The organism is Metapseudomonas resinovorans DSM 21078 (assembly GCF_000423545.1).
Classification (GTDB): Bacteria; Pseudomonadota; Gammaproteobacteria; order Pseudomonadales; family Pseudomonadaceae; genus Metapseudomonas; species Metapseudomonas resinovorans.
This window is the reverse complement of sequence record NZ_AUIE01000014.1, coordinates 81851-99764: the sequence shown is the minus strand read 5'-3', so window position 1 is coordinate 99764 and position 17914 is coordinate 81851. Positions and strand designations below refer to the sequence as shown.

Below are 17914 nucleotides of genomic sequence, written 5' to 3'. Positions count from 1 at the left end.
GCCATGCATTGCGAATCCCCGATCAAACGCCGCGTATCGCGGAAAATCTGGGTCGGCTCGGTGCCGGTGGGTGGTGATGCACCTATCGCCGTGCAGAGCATGACCAACACCGATACCTGCGACGTCGCAGCCACCGTGGGCCAAATCCAGCGCCTGGTGGATGCCGGTGTCGACATCGTTCGCGTCTCAGTGCCGGACATGGACGCCGCCGAAGCCTTCGGCCGCATCAAGCAGCAGGTTCAGGTGCCGCTCGTGGCGGACATCCACTTCGACTACAAGATCGCCCTTCGCGTAGCCGAACTGGGCGTTGATTGCCTGCGCATCAACCCCGGCAACATCGGCCGTGAAGACCGAGTCAGGGCCGTGGTCGACGCTGCCCGTGACAAAGGCATTCCGATCCGCATCGGCGTCAACGCCGGTTCGCTGGAGAAGGACCTGCAGAAAAAGTACGGCGAGCCCACCCCACAGGCCCTGGTGGAGTCCGCTCTGCGTCACGTCGAGCATCTCGACAAGCTGGACTTCCAGGACTTCAAGGTCAGCGTGAAAGCCTCCGACGTTTTCATGGCCGTCGAAGCCTATCGCTTGCTGGCCAAACAGATCGTGCAGCCCCTGCACCTGGGCATTACCGAAGCCGGTGGCTTGCGTTCCGGCACCGTCAAATCCGCGGTTGGCCTGGGCATGCTGTTGGCTGACGGCATCGGCGACACCATCCGCATCTCCCTGGCGGCGGACCCGGTGGAAGAGGTGAAGGTCGGCTTCGACATCCTCAAGTCCCTGCACCTGCGCTCCCGCGGCATCAACTTCATCGCGTGCCCGAGTTGCTCGCGTCAGAACTTCGATGTGGTCAAGACCATGAACGAGCTGGAAGGCCGCCTCGAGGACCTGTTGGTTCCGCTGGATGTGGCCGTGATCGGTTGTGTGGTCAACGGCCCGGGCGAAGCCAAGGAGGCGCATATCGGCCTCACCGGCGGCACGCCAAACAACCTGATCTACATCGATGGCAAGCCCGCGCAGAAGCTGAATAACGACAACCTGGTGGATGAGCTGGAACGGCTCATTCGCGAAAAGGCGGCCGAAAAGGCCGAAGCTGACGCGGCGCTTATCGCCCGCAGCTGAGATAAGGAACCTTCGTGAGCAAGACCCTGCAAGCCATTCGTGGCATGAACGACATCCTGCCGGAGCAGACGCCTACCTGGCGCTATCTGGAAAATACCCTGGCAGCGCTGTTGGATGGTTACGGATACAAGGAAATCCGCCTGCCGATCCTCGAGTTCACCGAGCTGTTCGCCCGCGGTATCGGCGAAGGCACGGACGTTGTCGACAAGGAGATGTACACCTTCCTCGATCGCAACGAAGAGTCCCTGACCCTTCGCCCCGAAGGTACTGCGGGTTGTGTGCGCGCCATGCTCGAGCATGGCCTTACCGGCGGTGGCCAGGTGCAGAAGCTCTGGTACGCCGGCCCGATGTTCCGCTACGAGAAGCCGCAGAAGGGTCGCTACCGTCAGTTCCACCAAATGGGTGTGGAAGTTTTCAACCTGCCGGGGCCGGACATCGACGCCGAGTTGATCGTGCTCACCTGGCGCCTGTGGAAGAAGCTCGGCCTTGCCGACGCCGTCACCCTGCAGCTGAACAGCCTGGGCTCCAGCGAGGCCCGCGCTCGCTACCGTGACGCCTTGGTGGCCTACCTGCAAGAGCGCTATGACCTGCTGGACGAAGACAGCCAGCGCCGCCTGACCACCAACCCGCTGCGCATACTCGACAGCAAGAATGGTGGTACCCAGGCGCTGCTGGTGGATGCGCCGACCCTGCACGATTACCTGGACGAAGAATCCGTCGCCCACTTCGAGGGGCTCAAGGCGCGCCTCGATGCAGTGGGTATCCGCTACGAGATCAACCAGAAGCTGGTGCGTGGCCTGGACTACTACAGCCGCACCGTTTTCGAGTGGGTGACTGACAAGCTCGGTTCCCAGGGCACCGTTTGTGCTGGCGGCCGTTATGACGGTCTGGTGACCCAGTTCGGCGGCAAGCCGACTCCGGGCGTGGGATACGCCATGGGTGTCGAACGCCTGGTGCTGCTCCTGGAGACCCTTGGCCTGGTTCCGGAGGAGCTGAACAGCCCCGCGGACGTCTATATCTGTGCCTTTGGCGAAGCTGCCGAATTGGCAGCTCTAGGCCTTTCCGAGCAACTGCGTGACGCCCTGCCGGACCTGCGCCTGGTGGTCAATGCCGGGGCCGGCAGCTTCAAGAGCCAGTTCAAGAAGGCCGACAAGAGCGGGGCCCGCTACGCGCTGATCCTGGGGGACGACGAATTGGCCAAGCGCGTGGTAGGTTGCAAGCCGCTGCGCGACGACAGCGAACAACAAAGCATTGCCTGGGATGCTCTGGCCGAGCATCTCGCCGCCTGCCTGAAGCAGGCTTGAGCATCCAAAGATCAGGAGTACGGGGTTAAGCATGCAGACTGAAGAAGAACAGATTGCGCAGTTCAGGGACTGGTGGCAGCGCAACGGCAAACCCATGCTCACTGGCGGCGCACTTGCGCTGGCGGTGGTCTTCGGTTGGCAGGCCTGGCAGAAGTACGACGCCAATCAGGCACAGGGCGCTTCGATCGTTTACCAGCAATTGCTGGAAACCGCTCTCACTCCCAGCGGCGCTCCGGACTCGGCCAAGGTCGCCGAGCTGGCTGGCAAGCTGAAGAGCGATTTCGGTGGGACCCATTACGCACAGTACGGCAGCCTGTTCGTGGCCAAGGTCGCGGTCGAGTCCGGCAAGTTGGATGATGCTGCCGCAGAGCTCAAGGCCGTGCTGGACAAACCTGCCGATGCGACCCTGAGTGAGCTGGCCCGCCAGCGCCTGGCCCGTGTCCTGGCAGCGCAGGACAAGGCTGAAGATGCCCTCAAACTGCTGGATGGCGATGCCGATAAGGCCTTCCTCGCCAGCCGAGAAGAACTCAAGGGCGATCTGCTGGTTCAGCTGGGTCGTACCGACGACGCGCATGCTGCCTACCAGAAAGCCAAGGCTGCGCTGCCCGAAGATGCCGCCGTAGGCGGTCTGCAGATGAAGCTTGACGACCTGGCAAAAGGGGACGCGTGACGTGATGCGCTGGAAGAATGCCGCAGTGCTGGCCCTGGCCCTACTGGCCGTGGGCTGCAGCAGCAATAGCAAGAAGGAACTGCCGCCGGCCGAACTGCCCGATATCACTGAGGAAGTGAAACTGGACAAGGGCTGGAGCCGCTCCATTGGTGACGGCCAGGGCGAGACCTACAACCTGCTGGTGCCCGCCGTCGATGGCGACACCATCTATGCCTCGGACGTCAACGGCGAGGTCATGGCGCTCAATCGCTTCAATGGCGACGTGATCTGGAAGCAAGACCTCGAACTGCCGGTCTCCGGCGCGGTTGGCGTCGGCTATGGCCTGGTGATGCTGGGTACCCTGAAAGGGGAAATCGTCGCCCTCGATGCCACCAACGGCGAAGAGAAGTGGCGCGCCCGTGTAAACGGCGAAGTACTGGCCCCGCCGGCCAACAACGGTGACGTGGTCGTTGTGCAGACTCAGAACGACAGCCTGTTCGGCTTCGACGCGGCCACCGGCAATCAGCTCTGGATCTACGAGAACACTCCGGCCGTGCTGACCCTGCGGGGTACTGGCGCGCCCATCGTGACTAACAATCTGGCCGTCGCCGGTCTTTCCACCGGCAAGGTGCTCGCCCTGGATATCAAGCGCGGCATTCCGGTCTGGGAACAGCGCGTGGCCGTGCCTCAGGGCCGTTCCGAGCTGGATCGCGTAGTGGACATCGACGGCGGCCTGCTGCTGTCCGGCGGTACCGTTTACGTCGCCACCTACCAGGGTCGCGTTGCCGCCCTGGACCTGGAAAGCGGTCGCGTACTCTGGCAGCGCGAGGCGTCCAGCTACGCCGGCGTCGCCCAGGGCTTCGGTAACGTTTACGTAAGCCTGGCCAGCGGAACCGTGGAAGGTGTGGACGAGCGCTCCGCCTCCGCCTTGTGGAGCAACGACGCCCTGGCTCGCCGCCAGCTGTCCGCTCCTGAGGTCTTCTCCAGCTATGTGGCTGTCGGTGACTTCGAAGGTTACTTGCACCTGTTGAGCCAGGTGGACGGCCACTTTGTCGGCCGCGAGAAGATCGACGGCGATGGTCTGCGTGCCCGTCCGCTGGTGGTGGGTGAGTGGATGTACGCCTATGGCAACGGTGGCAAGCTGGTTGGCCTGACCATCCGCTAAGCTGAAGTCCGATATCCGGCCGCTGCCGTCAAACGGTAGCGGCCTTTGTGTTTTCTGAAATAACGAGTGGAGAGCCTCATGGTTCCCGTAATTGCCCTGGTGGGTAGGCCCAACGTCGGCAAGTCCACCCTGTTCAACCGCCTGACCAAAACCCGAGACGCGATCGTCGCGGAGTACGCGGGTCTGACCCGTGATCGCCAGTACGGCGAGGCGAAGTGGCAGGGTCGCACCTATATCGTCATCGACACCGGGGGTATCTCCGGCGATGAGGAAGGCATCGACGCAAAAATGGCCGAGCAGTCCCTGCAGGCGATCGAAGAGGCTGATGCAGTGCTCTTCATGGTCGACTCCCGCGCTGGCATGACGGCCTCCGACCAGATGATCGCTGAGCACCTGCGCAAGCGGAACAAGCGCAGCTTCCTGGTGGCCAACAAGGTCGACACCGTTGACCCGGACATCGCGCGCGCCGAGTTCAGCCCCCTGGGCCTGGGCGATGCCTTGCCGATCGCTGCCGCCCATGGCCGTGGCATCAGTCAGATGCTCCAGGCTGCTCTGGGTGAGTTCCCCCGTGATGATGGTGCCGACGAAACTGAGGCCGCCGAGGCCGAAGTGGTTGCCGAAGGCACTGAGCCGACGCGCGTGCCCGGGCCGAGTGAAAAGGATGGCATCAAGATCGCCATCATCGGTCGCCCCAATGTTGGCAAGTCCACCCTGGTCAACCGCATGCTCGGTGAAGAGCGGGTGATCGTGTACGACCAGGCCGGTACTACCCGTGACAGCATCTACATCCCCTTCGAGCGTAACGAAGAGAAGTACACCCTGATCGACACCGCTGGCGTGCGTCGTCGCGGCAAGATCTTCGAGGCAGTGGAAAAGTTCTCGGTGGTGAAAACCCTGCAGGCCATCCAGGATGCCAACGTGGTGATCTTCGTGATGGACGCCCGTGAAGGGGTAGTCGAGCACGACCTCAACTTGCTGGGTTTCGTGCTCGAGACCGGCCGTGCGCTGGTCATTGCCCTGAACAAGTGGGATGGCATGGAACCGGGTGAGCGCGACTATGTGAAGACTGAGTTGGAGCGCCGGCTGTTCTTCGTCGATTTCGCCGACATCCACTTCATCTCCGCCCTGCATGGCACCGGCGTCGGCCACCTGTACAAGTCAGTGCAGGATTCCTTCCGTTCCGCCATCACCCGCTGGCCCACCAGCCGTCTGACCCAGATCCTCGAAGACGCGGTGCAGGAGCACCAGCCGCCGCTGGTCAACGGCCGCCGCATCAAGCTGCGCTACGCCCACCTCGGTGGAGCCAACCCGCCGCTGATCGTGATCCACGGCAACCAGACCGAGTCGGTGCCCAAGTCCTACTCGCGTTACCTGGAAAACACCTACCGGCGCGTGCTCAAGCTGGTCGGTACGCCGATCCGCATCGAGTACAAGGGCGGCGAGAACCCCTTCGAGGGCAAGAAGAACACCTTGACCGAGCGTCAGGTGAACAAGAAACGCCGTCTCATGTCGCACCACAAGAAGGCCGACAAGAAGCGCCGCGACAAGAAGCGCTGATACCGGCTGGACTGGAAGAGGGCGCCCTGGGGCGCTCTTTTTCTTTCCAGGGTCGCACTTTGGGTGGAGTTCGGCTTTCGTAGGAGCGAGCTCTGCTCGCGAACTGGACCGGCACAATGTTTCGCGAGCATAGCTCGCTCCTGCAGGGGCATTCCTGTGGTCGCGAAACCCCTCAGGCCTTAAGCTATGACCCACTTCCCAGTCGCCAGCAGCCTGATGAAATGATCGCCAGCAAGTTGCCCAACGTCGGCACCACCATCTTCACCCGCATGTCCCAACTCGCCGCTGAAGTCGGCGCCATCAATCTGTCCCAGGGCTTCCCGGATTTCTCCGCGCCGACTGCCCTGTGCGATGCGGTCGGCCGGCATATTGCGGCCGGGCACAACCAGTACGCACCCATGACCGGTCTGCCGGCCCTGCGCGAGCAGGTGGCGGCCAAGGTTGCGGCCTTTTACGGGCGCCCGGTCAGCGCCGATACCGAGGTGACCATCACCCCGGGGGCCACTGAAGCCATCTTCTGTGCCATCCAGGCCGTGGTCCGTGCTGGCGATGAGGTGATCGTCCTCGACCCTTGCTACGACAGCTACGAACCCTCGGTTGAACTGGCTGGTGGCCGCTGCGTGCACGTACCTCTGGCACTGCCGGGGTTTGCCATCGACTGGCAACGCATGCGCGACGCACTGAGCCCGCGCACCCGCATGATCATCCTCAACAGCCCGCACAACCCCAGCGGTGCGCTGATTTCCCGCGCCGAACTGGACCAGTTGGCCGAGTTGATTCGTGATCGCGACATCTACCTGGTGTCCGACGAAGTCTACGAGCACCTGGTGTTCGATGGTGTCAGCCATGTCAGCGTGCTGGCCCATGACGAGTTGTACGCGCGTGCCTTCGTGGTCAGTTCCTTCGGCAAGACCTACCACGTCACCGGCTGGAAGACCGGCTATGTGGTGGCGCCGCCCGTGCTGTCCGCCGAGCTGCGCAAGGTCCACCAGTACGTCAACTTCTGCGGTGTGACCCCGCTGCAATGGGCGCTTGCCGATTTCATGGCAGCGCACCCGGAGCACCTGGCCGAGCTGCCGGCCTTCTACCAGGCCAAGCGCGACCTGTTCTGCGATCTGCTGGCCGGCTCGCGCTTGCGTTTCAGCCGTGCCGCCGGTACCTACTTCCAGTTGGTGGACTACAGCGCCATCCGCGACGACCTGGACGATGTGGCCATGTCCGAATGGCTGACCCGCGAACACGGCGTGGCCGCCATTCCGGTTTCGGTGTTTTACCAGCAAGCGCCCAAGGATTTGCGACTGGTGCGGTTCTGCTTCGCCAAACGTGAGGAGACGCTGCGTCAGGCGGCGGAAAAACTATGCGCGATCTGACCGCCTTGCCTGATCTCAAGCTGGCCCTGGTGCAGACCACCCTGGCCTGGCACGACTGCGAAGCCAACCACGCGCATTTCGAAACCTTGCTGGAACAGGCGAAGGGCGCTGACCTGATCGTCCTGCCAGAGATGTTCACCACCGGTTTCTCCATGGACTCCTCGGCGCTTGCCGAGCCCGAGCAAGGGCCGACCCACGCTTGGCTGAGGGAGCAGGCCAAGCGCCTGGATGCGGTGATCACCGGTAGCGTCATCATCCAGGTCGCTGATGGCAGCCACCGCAATCGCCTGCTCTGGGCGCGCCCGGACGGTGAGGTCCTGCATTACGACAAGCGTCATTTGTTCCGCATGGCCGGTGAGCACAAGCACTACACGCCGGGAGAGACCCAGGCGTTGTTCGAGCTCAAGGGCTGGCGCGTGCGTCCGCTGATCTGCTACGACCTGCGTTTCCCGGTGTGGAGCCGCGATCCGCACGACACCGACCTGCTGCTCTACACGGCCAACTGGCCGGCCGCGCGTCGCCATCATTGGAACCGACTGCTACCGGCACGTGCCATCGAGAACCTCTGTTACGTCGCCGCGGTGAATCGCGTCGGTAGCGATGGCAAGGGCCACGGCTACAGTGGCGACAGCCAGGTGCTGGATTTCCAGGGCGAGAGCCTGCTGGATGCCGGCGATGCCGATGGCGTGTTCTTCGCCAGCCTGTCTGCCGCGCAACTGGCAGCTTACCGCGAGCGCTTCCCGGCCATGCGCGACGCAGACGCATTCGACCTGCACCTCTGAGTACCGAGGCAATCATGAGCGAACACAAGCCACTACCTGCCGGGGGAAACCTGCTTGTGGCGGGAGAAAAGGTCTACAACACGCCGGTGGAAGTCACCCTGGCGGTGATCGGTGGCAAGTGGAAGTCGCTGCTGGTCTATCACCTGATGCCGGAGGCGCGGCGCTTTTCCGAGCTCAAGCGGCTGGTGCCGGGTATCACCGAGAAGATGCTGGCCCAGCAGCTGCGTGAGCTGGAACGCGACGGTATCGTCTCGCGCACGGTCTACGCCGAAGTACCGCCTCGGGTTGAGTATCGCTTGACCGAGCATGGCAGCAGCCTGAAACCGGTGCTGGATTCCATGTGCGCCTGGGGCAAGTGCCACTGGCAGCAGCAGGGCTGAATACTCCCGGTAGGTTGCCTACAAAACAAAACCCCGCCTGCTGGCGGGGTTTTGCTTTGCGGTATCAGCCTCAGGCCGCTTCGGCCTCAGCCTGGCTCAGGGCGCGGTTGAGGGCGCTGAACAGGGCGCGGAAGCTGGCTGTGGTGAGGTTTTCGTCAATGCCGATACCGTGCAGGGCACGGCCACCGTTGACGCGCAGTTCGATGTAGGCCGCAGCCTTGGCGTTTGTGCCGGCACCGATGGCGTGCTCCGAGTAGTCCATGATCTCGACCTTCACCGGCAGGCTGGCCACCAGGGCTTCCAGCGGGCCCTTGCCCATGCCGCGCAGGTGCTGGGTTTCGCCCTTGACCTGGACTTCGATATCCACGGCACTGGTACCGTTCTCTTCCTGCAGGCGATGGCCTTTCAGGGTGAAGGGCGTGCTGGCCTGCAGGTACTCGCTGTCCAGCAGTTGGTAGATCTGCTGGGCAGTCATTTCCAGTCCCAGGCGATCGGTTTCCTTCTGCACCACCTGGCTGAATTCGATCTGCATGCGGCGCGGCAGGCTGATGCCGTACTCCTGTTCCAGCAGGAAGGTGATGCCACCCTTGCCGGACTGGCTGTTCACGCGAATCACCGCTTCGTAGCTGCGGCCAATGTCGGCCGGGTCGATTGGCAGGTAGGGCACTTCCCAGAGGGCGTCTTCCTGCTGTTGGGTGAAGCCCTTGCGGATGGCGTCCTGGTGGGAGCCGGAGAAGGCCGTGTGGACCAGGTCGCCCACGTAGGGGTGCCGCGGGTGAACCGGCAACTGGTTGCACTCTTCGACCACTTTGCGCACGGCATCGATGTCGGAGAAGTCCAGCTGCGGGTGCAGGCCCTGGGTGTACATGTTCAGTGCAAGGGTCACCAGGTCGACGTTGCCGGTGCGCTCGCCGTTGCCGAACAGGCAGCCTTCGACTCGGTCGGCGCCGGCCATCAGGCCCAGTTCGGTGGCGGCCACGCCGGTGCCACGGTCATTGTGGGTGTGCAGGCTGATGATCACCGAGTCGCGGCGGCTGACGTGGCGGCCGAACCATTCGATCTGGTCCGCGTACACGTTCGGCGTTGCGCACTCAACGGTGGCCGGCAGGTTGAGGATGATCTTCTTCTCGGGAGTCGGCTGCCAGACATCGATCACCGCATCGCAGACCTCGACGGCGAAGTCCAGCTCGGTGGAGCTGAAGATTTCCGGCGAGTACTGGAAGGTCCAGTCGGTTCCCGGCTGCTCGGCGGCCAGCGCCTTGATCAGCCTGGCTGCGCTGGTGGCGATATCAATCACGCCGGCCTTGTCCTGGTTGAAGACGATGCGGCGGAACGAGGGGGCGGTGGCGTTGTAGACGTGGACGATGGCTTTTTTCGCCCCACGCAGGGACTCGAAAGTGCGGGTGATCAGGTCCTCGCGCGCTTGGGTCAGTACCTGGATGGTGACGTCGTCGGGGATGTGGCCGCCTTCGATCAGCTCGCGAACGAAGTTGAAGTCGGTATCCGAAGCGGAGGGGAAGGCCACCTCGATTTCCTTCAGGCCCACCTGCACCAGGGTCTTGAAGAAGCGCATCTTCTTCTGCGCATCCATTGGCTCGATCAGCGACTGGTTACCGTCGCGCAGATCGGAGCTGCACCAGATCGGTACTTCAGTGATGGTCCTGGACGGCCAGGTACGGTCCGGCAGGTTGATTGCGGGGAAGGCGCGGTACTTGCGGGATGGGTCTTTCAGCATGCTCATGGGGCAAATCCTTTTTACTGCGGGCCGTGTGGTGGTCGGCCAGGCATTGAATTCAGCGGGTGCGACGAAGGTGAGATTCAGCCACGCAGTCGGGGGCTGACCAGTCGCAGGCAGGCGTGTTGACGCAGAAGGATGAGGGTGTGTGCGGTTTTCATAAGGGCTAACCCTATTCATCGTGAGTGAATATGGCAAGCATTGCGAAAAAAATGGTGGAAAAGAGCGCAAGAATTTACAAGGAGGAGATTTATTGCGTAGTTGTTGCGATTTCCTAGAAGTAATTGCGTTGCTCTTTTGGGGGCGAGACAGCCAGCCCGCGAATCGCCCCTTGCCGGGCAATTCGCGGTCAGCCTTGAGGTCATTCCTGCGGCGCTAGACGCAGCGCGCGCATGTCCGCACCGCTGGGGTGCTGGAACACTCGCAGGCCGAACTCCGGAAGTATCGCCAGCAGGTGGTCGAAGATGTCGGACTGGATGGCCTCGTAGCGGGCCCAGGCCGTGGTGTTGGTGAAACAGTACAGCTCCAGCGGCAGGCCATCGGCGGTGGGGGCCATCTGACGCACCAGCAGGGTCATGTCCTTGCGGATGTCCAGGTTCTCCCGCAAGTAGTGCTCCACGTAGGCGCGGAAGGTGCCGAGGTTGGTCAACTGGCGGCTGTTGATCGGCAGGCGGGCAGCCTCATCCAGTTGGCTGTTCCAGCTGAGCAGCTCGCTTTCCTTGGCTTTCAGGTAGCCGTCCAGCAGTCGGAAGCGGTGCAATCGGGCGATGTCGTCCTCGCGGAGGAAGTGCACGCTGTTCTGATCCAGATAGAGACAGCGCTTGATCCGACGGCCACCGGATTCCTGCATGCCGCGCCAGTTCTTGAACGAGTCAGTGATGAAGCGCTTGGTGGGAATGGTGGTGATGGTCTTGTCCCAGTTCTGCACCTTCACCGTATGCAGGGCGATGTCGATCACGTCGCCGTCGGCGTTGAGCTGGGGCATCTCCACCCAGTCGCCGACGCGGATGATGTCGCTGGAGGTGATCTGGACGCTGGCCACCAGCGACAGCAGGGTGTCCTGGAAAATCAGCAGCAGAACTGCGGCCATGGCGCCGAGACCCGACAGCAGGATCAGCGGCGAGCGGTCGATCAGGCTGGCGATCATCAGGATCGTGGCGATGGCGAAGATCGCGATCTTCAGCACTTGCACATAGCCCTTGATGGGCCGCAGGTGGGCATCCTTGCGGCGCTGATAGAGGCTGCTGACGATGTTCAGCGCGGCGCTCAGGGCCAGGGCGACGGTGAGGATGATGAAGGCGGCGCAGACGTTGGTGATCACCTCCACCAACGCGTTTGGCAGGTTCGGCACCACCCTTACGCCGCCGGCCAGCACCAGGGCGGGCACCACATTGGCCAGGCGCTTGATCAGGCCGTGATCCTGAATCTGCGCGCCGGTGACGTGGAACAGGCCGCGCAGCAGGATGCGGCGGACTATCCAGTTCGACAGCCAGGCCAGCAGGATGAGGACGGAAGTGGCGACGACGGTGTGCAATTCCTGATGCTGCCGCAACCATTCCAGCCAGTGGGTGACTTCGCTGCTCATGGGCTGCTCCCTTCAGATATCCGTTTGGCGGGGTGGGCCCCGAGGCCGCCGGACCTTAGCAAATCAAAGCCGCGCAGCCCAAGCCCCGGGTGTAAGCGCAAATGTCCTCAGGGCTTGTAGGCACCGATGAAGATGGCCGGGTCAACTCGCACATCGTTGAGGCTGACGTTCCAGTGCATGTGCGGGCCGGTCGCGCGGCCGGTGGCGCCGACGCGGCCGATTACGCCGCCGCGGGGCAGTTGCTGGCCGAGTTTCACCTCTACCTTCGACATGTGACAGAACATGCTGATCAGGCCTTGGCCATGGTCGACGAACACTGTCTTGCCGTTGAAGAAGTAGTTGCCGATGAGAACCACCTTGCCGGCCGCGGGCGCCTTGATTGGCGTGCCCGCACCGACCGCGAAGTCCAGGCCGGAGTGCGGGTTGCGTTCTTCGCCATTGAAGAAGCGGCGCAGTCCGAAGGGGCTGGATAGGGGGCCGTTGACCGGCTTGTCGAATAGCAGGTTGCTCGGTGTCCCGGGGCTGAAGCGGCGGTAGGCAGTGGTCTGCTCGGCCAGTTCGCGGTCGATGCGTTTCAGGTCTTCCGGCAGCGGGTTCACCTGGCGGGTATTGGCCAGCTTGATGTGCTGCTCGCGGTAGGTGCGGCTGCCGACGCTGAAGCCCAGCCGGCGCCCATCGCTGACCTCGATCAGTTGCTGCCCGACCTTGGTACCCAGCGGGATGCCGACGATGGCGATCCAGTTACGGCCGTCTTCCTTGATCACCAGCACCGGTTTGCCCTGGTAGCGCGCGGTGGGCGCCTGGGGGCCGTTGCCGAGCTGGACGACGGCTACGCCGCCTGGAACCGGCTTGTTCAGCAGCCGGCTGATGAAACCTTCGGCATGGACGGGGAGGGCGAGGCAGAGGAGCAGGGCGGCAAGCAGGCGCATGGTCAGTCCAGCAGGGAGAGGTTCACGGGCGTGAGGTGGTTGTCTTCGACGCGCACGTCCAGTTCGCCTTCTCCGAGGCGGGCCTTCAGGCGCTGGCCGGGGTGGGTCTGGCTAGCGGTGCGGACGGCTTGTCCACGTTCGTCTAGCAGGATGCTGTAGCCGCGCCCGAGGGTGGCCAGGGGGCTGACGACGTGCAGTGTCTGGGCCAGGGCGTCAAGGCGCTGACGACGATCCTTGAGGGCGTCGCGAGCGGCGCGGGGCAGGCGTTCGGCAAGGTTGTCGAGCTTCTGCCGCAGCAGGGCCAGGGTGCGTCCGGGATGCTGTGCGGCGAGGCGGGTGTCCAGGCGTGCCAGGCGTTCGTGTCGTACCTGCTGCTGGCGCTCGAACGCGCGCCGTAGGCGCATGTCCAGGTCATCCAGCCGTTGCGCTTGCTGGCGCAGGCGCTCGCCGGGGTGACGCAGGCGTCGGAACAGCCCATCCAGGCGCAGGCGCTCGCGGGTCAGTTGGTCCCGCAGACGCAGGCTCAGGCGGCGATGCAGGCTGTCGAGGCGCTGCTGCAGGTCTCTGGCATCTGGGGCCAGGAGTTCGGCGGCGGCGGAGGGCGTCGGTGCGCGCACATCGGCGACGAAATCGCTGATGGAAACATCCGTTTCATGGCCGACGGCACTGACGATGGGGGTCTGGCACGCGGCCACGGCGCGGGCCACGGCCTCTTCGTTGAAGCACCAGAGGTCCTCCAGGGAGCCGCCACCACGGGCGAGGATCAACGCATCGAAGCCTTGCGCATCCGCCAATCCCAGGGCACGGACGATCTGCGCGGTGGCTTCGCGGCCCTGCACGGCGGTGGGAATGAGGGTCAGCTGTACCTGGGGTGCACGACGGCGAAAGACGCTGATGATGTCGCGGATCACCGCGCCGGTGGGTGAACTGACGATGCCGATACGCTGCGGGTGTGCCGGAAGCGGGCGTTTGCGTTCTGCGGCGAACAGCCCTTCGGCGGCGAGTTTTTCCTTAAGGGCCTCGAATGCCAGGCGCAGGGCACCATCGCCAGCCGGCTCGACGGCATCGGCGATTAGTTGGTAATCGCCACGACCCTCGAACAGCGAGACCTTGCCACGCACCCGCACCGCCAGGCCATCGCGCAGCGCCTGCCGTACGCGCAGGGCGTTCTGCCGGAACAGGGCGCAGCGAACCTGCGCCTGGCTGTCCTTGAGGGTGAAGTACAGGTGGCCGGAGGCAGGCTTGGCCAGGTTGGAGATTTCACCCTCCACCCAAACCTGCGGAAACACGTCCTCCAATAGATGGCGGGCACGTTGGTTGAGCTGGCTGACGGTCAGTACCTCGCGATCGAGGCCAAGCCGTTGGAAGGGATCGTTGATCATGGGCCGGAATGATAATGGCTTTGGCATCTTGCGCCATAGTTGACGGTTGAAGGGCACTGATTAAGCTGCGTGCCCTTTCTTCTGCCATAGGAGCCTGAAATGGAGACGAGCCAACTGATCATCGTGCCGCAGATTTCCAGCGTGCCCGGGCACCAGGCCCTGGCTGGACGCATGCAGCGCTGGCTCGCCCAGCGCGGGGTGGTCGAGGCGCTGCCAAGCACCTGTGGCGTGCGCGGCAATCGCATGGCCAATGCCATCGCCCCCAGCGCGCGGCAGGTGGTCGAACATCCTGATCGCTTGCCGTTCGGCCAACCCGTGAATGGCCTAGAGGTGGTGGATAAACGCTGCATCTATACGCCCACCCGTAACTTCCTCAAAGAAGCGGGCTGCCCGGAATGCCGCCGGGAAGTCGGCGAGCCGCTGTTCGAGAGCCTGGAGGATTGGTGGCCGGGGATCACGGACAACTTCAGTTGCCCGGAGTGCGGTCACGAAGACGACATCAACGGCTTTCTCTTCCTGCAGCCCTGCGGGTTCTCCAACCTGGGGTTCATCTTCAATGGTTGGGGCGAAACCGCCTTTACCCAGGCATTTCTCGATGCGTTCGGTGAGCGCCTGGGGTTCAAAGTGCGCCAGGTGCGGACGGACGGCTGATGACCGCTGATCGGCTTGGCATGTTTTTTCGCGGGAATGGCACTGCAGGCCATCGGCCGCGTTGAGCAGAGGCCGTAGCCTCGTTATAATGGCGCGCTTCCAATTTTCCCGCCTGGGAGCCCCCGCCATGCTGCGCATCAGCCAAGAAGCCCTGACCTTCGACGACGTTCTCCTGATCCCGGGTTATTCCGAGATTCTGCCCAAGGATGTCAGCCTCAAGACCCGCCTGACCCGCGGCATCGAACTGAACATCCCGCTGGTTTCCGCAGCGATGGATACCGTGACCGAAGCCCGCCTGGCCATTGCCATGGCCCAGGAAGGTGGCATCGGCATCATTCACAAGAACATGACCATCGAGCAGCAGGCTGCCGAGGTGCGCAAGGTCAAGCGCCACGAGACGGCCATCGTCCGTGACCCGGTCACCGTCACGCCCTCCACCAAGATCATCGAACTGCTGCAGATCGCCCGTGAATACGGCTTCTCTGGCTTCCCGGTAGTGGAAGAGGGCGAGCTGGTCGGCATCGTGACCGGCCGCGACCTGCGCTTCAAACCGAACGTCGGCGATACCGTGGCGGCGATCATGACGCCGAAGGACAAGCTGGTCACCGCCCGCGAAGGCACTCCGCTTGAAGAGATGAAGGTCAAGCTCTACGAGAACCGCATCGAGAAGATGCTGGTGGTCGACGAGAACTTCTACCTGCGCGGCCTGGTGACCTTCCGTGATATCGAGAAGGCCAAGACCTACCCGCTGGCGTCCAAGGATGCGCAAGGCAGCCTGCGCGTAGGCGCTGCAGTGGGGACCGGCGCCGACACCGGCGAACGCGTTGCCGCACTGGTCGCAGCTGGCGTCGACGTGGTGGTGGTGGACACCGCCCACGGCCACTCCAAAGGTGTGATCGAGCGCGTACGCTGGGTCAAGGACACCTACCCGCACGTCCAGGTGATCGGTGGCAACATCGCCACTGGCGAAGCTGCCAAGGCCCTGGCCGAGGCTGGCGCGGACGCGGTCAAGGTCGGTATCGGCCCGGGCTCCATCTGCACCACCCGTATCGTCGCTGGCGTCGGCGTACCGCAGATCTCTGCCATCGCCAACGTGGCTGCCGCCCTGGCTGGCTCCGGCATCCCGCTGATCGCCGACGGTGGCATCCGCTTCTCCGGCGACCTGTCCAAGGCCATCGTGGCTGGCGCGTCCTGCGTGATGATGGGCTCCATGTTCGCCGGTACCGAAGAGGCACCGGGCGAGGTCGAGCTGTTCCAGGGCCGTTCCTACAAGGCCTACCGTGGCATGGGCTCGCTGGGCGCCATGGCGCAGTCGCAGGGCTCTTCCGACCGTTACTTCCAGGACTCCTCGGCCGGTGCCGAGAAGCTGGTTCCGGAAGGTATCGAAGGCCGCGTCCCCTACAAGGGAACCCTGACCGCCATCGTTCACCAGCTGATGGGCGGCCTGCGTGCCTCCATGGGCTATACCGGTTGCTCCACGGTCGAGGAAATGCGCACCAGGCCGCAGTTCGTGCGCATCACCGGCGCCGGCATGGCCGAGTCCCACGTCCATGACGTGCAGATCACCAAGGAAGCCCCGAACTACCGCGTCGGTTGAGGCTGACTGAAATCTAACGCGTCACGGGGCTGTCTGATTCAGCCCCGTGTCGTTTGTGAATTCCGTAACGAGAGATGGCCATGTCCCAAGACATTCACGCCCACCGGATCCTGATCCTCGACTTCGGCTCCCAGTACACCCAGCTGATCGCCCGCCGCGTGCGCGAGATTGGCGTGTACTGCGAGATCCACCCCTTCGACATGAGCAATGAGGCGATCCGCGCCTTCGCCCCGCGCGGCATCATCCTCGCCGGTGGCCCCGAGTCGGTGCATGAAGCCGATAGCCCGCGTGCGCCGCAGGCCGTGTTCGACCTCAATGTGCCGTTGTTCGGCATCTGCTACGGCATGCAGACCATGGCCGAGCAACTGGGCGGCAAGGTGCAGGGTTCCGACCTGCGTGAGTTCGGTTATGCCCGCGTCGACGTGGTAGGCAAGGCCCGCCTGCTGGATGGCATCGAAGACCATATCGACGACGACGGCGTCCTCGGCCTCGACGTGTGGATGAGCCACGGCGACAAGGTCACCGACATGCCGGCCGGCTTCCACATCCTGGCCAGCACCCCGAGCTGCCCGATCGCCGCCATGGCTGACGATCATCGTGCCTACTACGGCGTGCAGTTCCACCCGGAGGTGACCCACACCAAGCAGGGCGGTCGTATCCTCTCCCGCTTCGTGCTGGACATCTGCGGCTGTGCCGCCCTCTGGACCCCGTCCAACATCGTCGAAGACGCCATCGCCACCGTGCGCGCCCAGGTGGGCTCGTCCAAGGTGCTGCTGGGCCTGTCCGGTGGCGTGGACTCCTCGGTCGTGGCGGCCCTGCTGCACCGCGCCATCGGCGACCAGCTGACCTGCGTCTTCGTCGACAACGGCCTGCTGCGCCTGCACGAAGGCGACCACGTGATGGCCATGTTCGCCGAGAACATGGGCGTACGCGTGATCCGCGCCAACGCCGAAGAGAAGTTCCTCTCCCGCCTGGCCGGCGTTGCCGACCCGGAAGAGAAGCGCAAGATCATCGGCCGCACCTTCATCGAAGTGTTCGATGAGGAAGCCACCCGTCTGCAGGGCATCAAGTTCCTCGCCCAGGGCACCATCTACCCCGACGTGATCGAGTCGGCCGGCGCCAAGACCGGCAAGGCCCACGTGATCAAGTCCCACCACAACGTCGGCGGCCTGCCGGAAGACATGCAGTTCGAACTGGTCGAGCCGCTGCGCGAACTGTTCAAGGACGAAGTGCGCAAGATCGGCCTGGAGCTGGGCCTGCCCTACAGCATGGTCTACCGCCACCCGTTCCCCGGCCCGGGCCTGGGTGTACGTATCCTCGGCGAAGTGAAGAAGGAGTACGCCGACTTGCTGCGTCGCGCGGACCACATCTTCATCGAAGAGCTGCACAAGGCGGACTGGTACCAGAAGACCAGCCAGGCCTTCGTGGTGTTCCAGCCGGTGAAATCCGTGGGCGTGGTCGGTGACGGCCGCCGTTACGCCTGGGTCGTGGCCCTGCGCGCGGTGGAAACCATCGACTTCATGACCGCTCGCTGGGCGCACCTGCCTTACGAGCTGCTGGAGACCGTCTCCAATCGCATCATCAACGAGATCGAAGGCATCTCCCGCGTCACCTACGACGTGTCGAGCAAGCCGCCAGCGACCATCGAGTGGGAATGATGCCAGTGCGAAAGCGCTAGCGACAACCGACCGGCCAGGCCCTCAAAGCCTGGC

15 protein-coding genes are annotated in these 17914 nt (G+C 63.6%); 11 read left to right on the top strand and 4 right to left on the bottom strand.

Translation table 11 applies throughout. From position 1 onward, the window contains the following. Positions 1-3: 3 nt before the first annotated feature. The 8 genes from ispG to G559_RS0113065 all read left to right on the top strand — a co-directional run bounded on the left by ispG (position 4) and on the right by G559_RS0113065 (position 8323). Positions 4-1116, top strand: a complete 1113-nt coding sequence (ispG, locus tag G559_RS0113100; protein ID WP_028628649.1) for a flavodoxin-dependent (E)-4-hydroxy-3-methylbut-2-enyl-diphosphate synthase — start codon at positions 4-6, stop codon at positions 1114-1116. Positions 1117-1130: 14 nt separating this feature from the next. Then, the gene (gene hisS, locus G559_RS0113095) at positions 1131-2420 is read left to right on the top strand and encodes a histidine--tRNA ligase (RefSeq protein ID WP_028628648.1); all 1290 of its coding nucleotides are present in this window, start codon (positions 1131-1133) and stop codon (positions 2418-2420) included. A gap of 31 nt (positions 2421-2451) precedes the next feature. Then, positions 2452-3090: a YfgM family protein gene (locus G559_RS0113090; protein ID WP_028628647.1), complete on the top strand. Its 639-nt coding sequence runs from the start codon at positions 2452-2454 to the stop codon at positions 3088-3090. A 1-nt stretch (position 3091) separates the two neighbouring features. Continuing rightward, positions 3092-4234, top strand: coding sequence for an outer membrane protein assembly factor BamB (gene bamB / locus G559_RS0113085; protein ID WP_028628646.1), 1143 nt, complete (start codon positions 3092-3094; stop codon positions 4232-4234). 78 nt (positions 4235-4312) lie between these two features. Further along, positions 4313-5791, top strand: coding sequence for a ribosome biogenesis GTPase Der (gene der, locus G559_RS0113080; RefSeq protein WP_028628645.1), 1479 nt, complete (start codon positions 4313-4315; stop codon positions 5789-5791). 221 nt (positions 5792-6012) lie between these two features. After that, the gene (locus tag G559_RS0113075; protein ID WP_028628644.1) at positions 6013-7161 is read left to right on the top strand and encodes a pyridoxal phosphate-dependent aminotransferase; all 1149 of its coding nucleotides are present in this window, start codon (positions 6013-6015) and stop codon (positions 7159-7161) included. After that, a complete protein-coding gene (locus G559_RS0113070) occupies positions 7149-7943 on the top strand; it encodes an amidohydrolase (protein WP_028628643.1) in 795 nt (264 codons plus the stop codon). The genes G559_RS0113075 and G559_RS0113070 overlap by 13 nt, the downstream gene beginning before the upstream one ends. A gap of 14 nt (positions 7944-7957) precedes the next feature. After that, positions 7958-8323 (top strand): winged helix-turn-helix transcriptional regulator, encoded by a 366-nt coding sequence (locus tag G559_RS0113065; protein WP_051246641.1) that lies wholly within the window; start codon positions 7958-7960, stop codon positions 8321-8323. A 70-nt stretch (positions 8324-8393) separates the two neighbouring features. Here the strand turns inward: G559_RS0113065 and leuA are convergent, their stop codons facing one another. The 4 genes from leuA to xseA form a co-directional block, all read right to left on the bottom strand. After that, complete coding sequence (gene leuA, locus G559_RS0113060) at positions 8394-10064, bottom strand: 2-isopropylmalate synthase (protein WP_028628641.1); 1671 nt, start codon at positions 10062-10064, stop codon at positions 8394-8396. Between the two features lie 355 nt (positions 10065-10419). After that, positions 10420-11643 (bottom strand): mechanosensitive ion channel family protein, encoded by a 1224-nt coding sequence (locus G559_RS0113055; RefSeq protein ID WP_028628640.1) that lies wholly within the window; start codon positions 11641-11643, stop codon positions 10420-10422. 107 nt (positions 11644-11750) lie between these two features. Then, a complete protein-coding gene (locus tag G559_RS0113050) occupies positions 11751-12572 on the bottom strand; it encodes a peptidoglycan DD-metalloendopeptidase family protein (RefSeq protein ID WP_036997374.1) in 822 nt (273 codons plus the stop codon). Positions 12573-12574: 2 nt separating this feature from the next. Beyond that, entirely contained in the window at positions 12575-13954 is a 1380-nt protein-coding gene (gene xseA / locus G559_RS0113045) for an exodeoxyribonuclease VII large subunit (RefSeq protein ID WP_028628638.1), read from the bottom strand. A 99-nt stretch (positions 13955-14053) separates the two neighbouring features. Here xseA and G559_RS0113040 point away from each other — a divergent pair, with 99 nt between their 5' ends. From G559_RS0113040 to guaA, 3 genes are all read left to right on the top strand, one after another. Then, a complete protein-coding gene (locus G559_RS0113040) occupies positions 14054-14605 on the top strand; it encodes a hypothetical protein (RefSeq protein WP_028628637.1) in 552 nt (183 codons plus the stop codon). Between the two features lie 127 nt (positions 14606-14732). Continuing rightward, entirely contained in the window at positions 14733-16202 is a 1470-nt protein-coding gene (guaB, locus tag G559_RS0113035; RefSeq protein WP_028628636.1) for an IMP dehydrogenase, read from the top strand. An 80-nt stretch (positions 16203-16282) separates the two neighbouring features. Continuing rightward, complete coding sequence (gene guaA, locus G559_RS0113030) at positions 16283-17860, top strand: glutamine-hydrolyzing GMP synthase (protein WP_028628635.1); 1578 nt, start codon at positions 16283-16285, stop codon at positions 17858-17860. The last annotated feature ends 54 nt before the right edge of the window (positions 17861-17914 follow it).